The sequence below is a fragment of the uncultured Sphingomonas sp. genome (assembly GCF_913778135.1).
Lineage (GTDB): Bacteria > Pseudomonadota > Alphaproteobacteria > Sphingomonadales > Sphingomonadaceae > Sphingomonas.
This window is the reverse complement of sequence record NZ_CAJYVU010000069.1, coordinates 1-4,313: the sequence shown is the minus strand read 5'-3', so window position 1 is coordinate 4,313 and position 4,313 is coordinate 1. Positions and strand designations below refer to the sequence as shown.

8 protein-coding genes are annotated in these 4,313 nt (G+C 68.5%); 3 read left to right on the top strand and 5 right to left on the bottom strand.

Translation table 11 applies throughout. The annotated features are described in order from the left end of the window. Nucleotides 1–296, bottom strand: a 296-nt coding sequence (locus QZ847_RS07025) for a hypothetical protein (protein ID WP_294354744.1), incomplete at its 3' end; no start/stop codon positions are given. 139 nt (nucleotides 297–435) lie between these two features. Here QZ847_RS07025 and QZ847_RS07020 point away from each other — a divergent pair. Next, on the top strand, nucleotides 436–720 hold the full coding sequence (locus tag QZ847_RS07020; protein ID WP_294354741.1) for a hypothetical protein: 285 nt from the start codon (nucleotides 436–438) through the stop codon (nucleotides 718–720). A gap of 7 nt (nucleotides 721–727) precedes the next feature. Here the strand turns inward: QZ847_RS07020 and QZ847_RS07015 are convergent, their stop codons facing one another. The 3 genes from QZ847_RS07015 to QZ847_RS07005 form a co-directional block, all read right to left on the bottom strand. After that, nucleotides 728–1,120: a hypothetical protein gene (locus QZ847_RS07015; protein ID WP_294354738.1), complete on the bottom strand. Its 393-nt coding sequence runs from the start codon at nucleotides 1,118–1,120 to the stop codon at nucleotides 728–730. Beyond that, a complete protein-coding gene (gene ychF / locus QZ847_RS07010; protein ID WP_294192648.1) occupies nucleotides 1,120–2,220 on the bottom strand; it encodes a redox-regulated ATPase YchF in 1,101 nt (366 codons plus the stop codon). Before ychF ends, QZ847_RS07015 begins: the two co-directional genes overlap by 1 nt. A gap of 93 nt (nucleotides 2,221–2,313) precedes the next feature. Further along, nucleotides 2,314–2,898, bottom strand: a complete 585-nt coding sequence (locus QZ847_RS07005) for a TIGR02466 family protein (RefSeq protein ID WP_294354735.1) — start codon at nucleotides 2,896–2,898, stop codon at nucleotides 2,314–2,316. Nucleotides 2,899–3,042: 144 nt separating this feature from the next. Between QZ847_RS07005 and QZ847_RS07000 the strand changes: the two genes are divergently transcribed. Both QZ847_RS07000 and QZ847_RS06995 read left to right on the top strand, forming a co-directional pair. Next, nucleotides 3,043–3,474 (top strand): globin domain-containing protein, encoded by a 432-nt coding sequence (locus QZ847_RS07000; protein WP_294354732.1) that lies wholly within the window; start codon nucleotides 3,043–3,045, stop codon nucleotides 3,472–3,474. Further along, on the top strand, nucleotides 3,471–3,923 hold the full coding sequence (locus tag QZ847_RS06995) for a hypothetical protein (protein WP_294354729.1): 453 nt from the start codon (nucleotides 3,471–3,473) through the stop codon (nucleotides 3,921–3,923). Before QZ847_RS07000 ends, QZ847_RS06995 begins: the two co-directional genes overlap by 4 nt. A gap of 21 nt (nucleotides 3,924–3,944) precedes the next feature. Here the strand turns inward: QZ847_RS06995 and QZ847_RS06990 are convergent. Continuing rightward, nucleotides 3,945–4,313 (bottom strand): glutaminase (locus QZ847_RS06990; RefSeq protein ID WP_294354725.1); only part of this gene is annotated, 369 nt, incomplete at its 5' end.

Sequence of the window (4,313 nt, the reverse complement as noted above, 5' to 3'; positions counted from 1 at the left end):
GTCGGGCGCAGCGCCTCGCCCGCCACGAACGCGGTGGCGATCACGGGCCGCGCGCGCGCCGGCGGCAGCAGCGTGCCGCGAACCGGCGTGCCGAGCAGCATGTCGGGCGGAATGCAGCCGAGGCAATCGTGCGGTGCGGCCGGCGTCTGGTGGTGATCGCCGTGCATGGCACGATGATCGCTCGCTGCCGTCATCGCTGCGTGAGCGACGGCTGTTCCCGCGTCATGGCACGCCGGCCGCGCCGTGGCGGGCAGCGCGACGAACAGCGCGAGGAGCAGCAGCAGGCGACGGAGCACGACGGTCCTCTACCGCCAAACGCACCGGCTGACCACTGGGGACGAACGCCGCCTCCAGCCCGACGCAAGGCTCACCTCAGGGGCTTGTCGCGCCCACCGCTCGCGGGAACGTGCCGCACCTTCGCGCTTTGTAGCGCACATGCGATTGCTTCTCCTCGCGCTGCTGATCCCGCTGGCTGCCTGCGGCAAGGGCGGGGACGACAAGTCGTCCGACGCCGGCGGAAAGGCCGGGGGCAATGCGTCGGCTCCGGCACCGCTCGCGACCCCGACCGGCCCACCGCCCAAGACCCCCGTAATGCAGGTGACGCCCGCAGCCGGGAAGCAGCCGCAGTGGCTTGAGCCGCGTTCGGACGCCAAAGCGCCGAAAACCGCGCCCTACGGCAATCTGCTCAACCAGCCCGTCGTCGATACGCCGCGACGCTGACCCTGCGTCAGCGACGCTCTTGGTTGCGGCGCTCTGCTGCTCGTCGCTCACGCCACAACAATGGCGCGGCACCGGCCACGTAGCCCAGGAACGCGGCCTGGAACGCCACGCCGACGGCGAACCGCTCGAAGCCCATCACCTGCCACGCATAGACGTTCGCCGTCACGTCGGCGATCATCACCGCCGCCGCCAACACCACGCCGCCGCGCAGATCGCGCCGCAGCAGCAGTGCGACCGTCACCGCGTCGAGCAGCACCAGCGCATTCCAGAACGCATTCGCCAGCGGCGGGCCGAAGCGGTACGGCCACCAGCCGAATTGCCACCAATCGACCGCATGGGTCAGCGTCCCCCACGCGAACCCCGCGATCAGCACATAGCGCGCGATGGCGGCGCTGCGCATCACACGTTGAAGCGGAACAGCATCACGTCGCCGTCGTGCACGACATACTCCTTGCCCTCCTGGCGCAGCTTGCCCGCCTCGCGCGCGCCGGCCTCACCGCCGAGGCCGACGTAATCGTCGAACGCGGTCGTCTCGGCGCGGATAAAGCCGCGCTCGAAGTCGGAGTGGATCGCGCCCGCCGCCTGCGGTGCCTTGGCACCCGCCTCGACGGTCCAGGCGCGCGCTTCCTTCGGCCCGACCGTGAAGAAGGTGAGGAGGTTGAGCAGCTTGTACCCGGCGCGGATCACGCGCGCGAGGCCGCTTTCCTCCAGCCCGAGTTCGCTCAGGAATTCGGCGCGGTCCTCGCTCGGCATGGTCGCGATCTCGGCCTCGATCGCGGCCGAGACGACCACCGCCTGCGCACCCTCGGCCGCGGCCTTGTCGAACACGCGCTGCGAATATTCATTGCCGTTCGCCGCGTCTTCCTCGTTCACGTTGCAGACGTAGAGCACCGGCTTCGCGGTCAGCAGCTGCGCCTGCTCGAGCACGCGCGCTTCCTCCGCGTCCGCCACCTGCGTCAACCGCGCCGGCTGCCCGTCGCGTAAGTGGTCGAGCGCGCGGCCGAGGACGACCGCGGCGAGCTTCGCGTCCTTGTCGCCCTGCTGGCCCTTCTTGGCGAGGTTGGGGACGCGCTTTTCCAGGCTGTCGAGGTCGGACAGCATCAGCTCGGTCTCGACCGTCTCGGCGTCGGCGATCGGATCGACGCGGTTGTCGACGTGCTGGATGTCGTCATTCTCGAAACAGCGCAGCACGTGGACGATCGCGTCCACTTCGCGGATGTTGCCGAGGAACTGGTTGCCCAGACCCTCACCCTTCGACGCGCCGCGCACGAGGCCTGCGATATCGACGAAACCCAGCTGCGTTTCGATGATCTTCGCCGATTTGGCGATATCGGCCAGCTTGTTGAGCCTGGGATCGGGCACGCCGACGTTCCCGACATTGGGCTCGATCGTGCAGAACGGATAGTTGGCGGCCTGCGCGGCGGCCGTCTCGGTCAGCGCGTTGAAGAGGGTGGACTTGCCGACGTTGGGCAGGCCCACGATGCCGCAGCGGAAACCCATGCGTTGTTCCTCGTGGGATTGGAAAAGGGGAGATCGCCCGCGCACCTAGTCGCTCGGGCGCGTTTCCGCCAGTGTTCCGACGGTTGCCTGACGCTACCAGCGGTAGTTGAAGCTGACGCTGATCCGTTCGGCCTTCGCTTGGCTCGGCATAACCTCGTGCCGCAACCAGCTTTCCCACAGGAACAGGCTGCCCGCGCTCGGCTCGGCGTAGACGAAGGTGTCAGGGCGCGTCGGCGCCGCCATCAGCATCGGCAATCGCGGATCTTCCAGCTTCAATGCGCCCGATCCTTCGGGCACCGCGACGTAGAAGGTGCCCGACACGACGCTGTGCGGGTGGAGGTGTCCCGAGTGCGTGCCGCCGGGCTTCATCACGTTGACCCACAGGCTGTCGAGCTTCAGCTTCCGCCCGGCGAGACCGAGCTGCAGATCGCGCGCGAACGCGGCGACGTGGCGGTCGAGCACGCGCTTCAGGTCGGCGAAGGCCGGATCACGCTGCGGCAAATCGGCGAGCGAAGCGTAGCTGGTGTAGCCGCGGTAACCATGCGCCTTCGACCACGCGCGTCCGGCGCGGTCGTCCTGCGCCAGCGCGCGGCACGAGGTGTCAAGCTCCTCCAGCAAGTCGGCATCCTCGACCGATGCTTCGTAGAACAGGGTCGGGAAGAGCGCGCGACTGGTCATGTCACCCGCCGAAACACGCGTGATGGGCTCAAGTCAAACGCGCAGTGGAGCGGGCCGGGCGAACGCTCGATTAGACCAAAGTGTAATGCTGCCGCCTCACTCACGTTAAGCGTTGCCTACCACCTCGCGCATAAACCGGCATTCATGTTGGATGCCCGTCAGATCACGCTTGTCCAGAGCAGCTTCGCCGCGGTGTTGCCCCACACCGACGTTGTGGCGGCGGGATTCTACGCGCGCCTGTTCGCGCTGGCGCCGGAGACGCGCGCGCTGTTCCGCCACGACATGACTGACCAAGGGCGCAAGCTGTTTCTGACGCTGGCGACCGTGGTCGACGCGCTCGACGCGCTCGACCGCGTGCTGCCGGTCGCGGAGGCGCTCGCGGTCCGTCACGTTAGCTACGGCGCGCTCGATCGCCACTACGCGATCGTGGGCGAGGCTTTGGTCGGTGCGCTCGCCGAGACGCTCGGCGACCGGTTCGACGCCGACACACGCGCGGCGTGGATCCACGCCTACACGCTCCTCTCCGACCACATGCGCGCCGCAGCGGCGGGTGCGTCGATCGCGGCGGCGGCGTGAGCGCAGGTCTGTTCGGAGCGCAGCAAGGCGCGCTGCTGCACGAAGCGGACGGCCATGTCGCCCGCGCGCGCACCATGTTGCGGCGCGCGCACGTGCTGGTGATGGCGGACCGCGTCGACAGCATCCCGCTGATGACGCGCCACCGCGATCGGCTGACCGCGCACCTCAGGCGCTACCAACGCTTCAAGCACCAATGCATCTTCGACCCCGTGCTGCGTCATGGCCCCGCATCCAGCCGCATCGTCGCGCGACAGATGAAGGTCGATTGCTACGAACTGGGTGAGACGATCACCGCTTATCACGCGCGCTGGCGCCACCTCGGCGTCGCCGAATGGCCGACCTACCGCGCCGACATGCTGCAAACCGCCGGCGTGATCGAGCGTGGCATGGCGGCCGAGCTGCGCGCAATCCGGCAATTGCTGATGATCGCCAACCATTACGCCGCCTGAGCCGGCGCGCGGCGCGCGGCCTCACGCGCAGGGCGGGCCGAACACCGACCAGCCGGTGCGCGCCGCCAGCATCTCCAGCGCGTGGACGCCCTGTATGGAATTGCCGTTCTGGTCGAGGTTGCGCGACCAGACCGCGATCGAGGCGACCTCGGGCGCGATCGCGAGGATACCACCGCCGACCCCGCTCTTGGCCGGCAGACCGACGCGCAGCGCGAAGTCGCCCGAGGCGTCGTAATGCCCGCACGTCATCATCAATGCGAGCAGATGGCGCATCCGCGTCGCGCGCTCCTGATCCTCACCCAGTCGCGTCCGTGTCAGGAACAGTCCGGCGCGCGCTAGGTCAGTGCAGTCGAGCGACACCGCGCATTGCGCGACATAGCGGCGCAGCAC

Bases quoted from the DNA above. Each gene is read 5' to 3' on its own strand.
- QZ847_RS07020 (WP_294354741.1), top strand. From the start codon at position 436: ATGCGATTGCTTCTCCTCGCGCTGCTGATCCCGCTGGCTGCCTGCGGC.
- ychF (WP_294192648.1), bottom strand. From the start codon at position 2,220: ATGGGTTTCCGCTGCGGCATCGTGGGCCTGCCCAACGTCGGCAAGTCC.
- QZ847_RS07005 (WP_294354735.1), bottom strand. From the start codon at position 2,898: ATGACCAGTCGCGCGCTCTTCCCGACCCTGTTCTACGAAGCATCGGTC.
- QZ847_RS07000 (WP_294354732.1), top strand. From the start codon at position 3,043: ATGTTGGATGCCCGTCAGATCACGCTTGTCCAGAGCAGCTTCGCCGCG.
- QZ847_RS07015 (WP_294354738.1), bottom strand. From the start codon at position 1,120: ATGCGCAGCGCCGCCATCGCGCGCTATGTGCTGATCGCGGGGTTCGCG.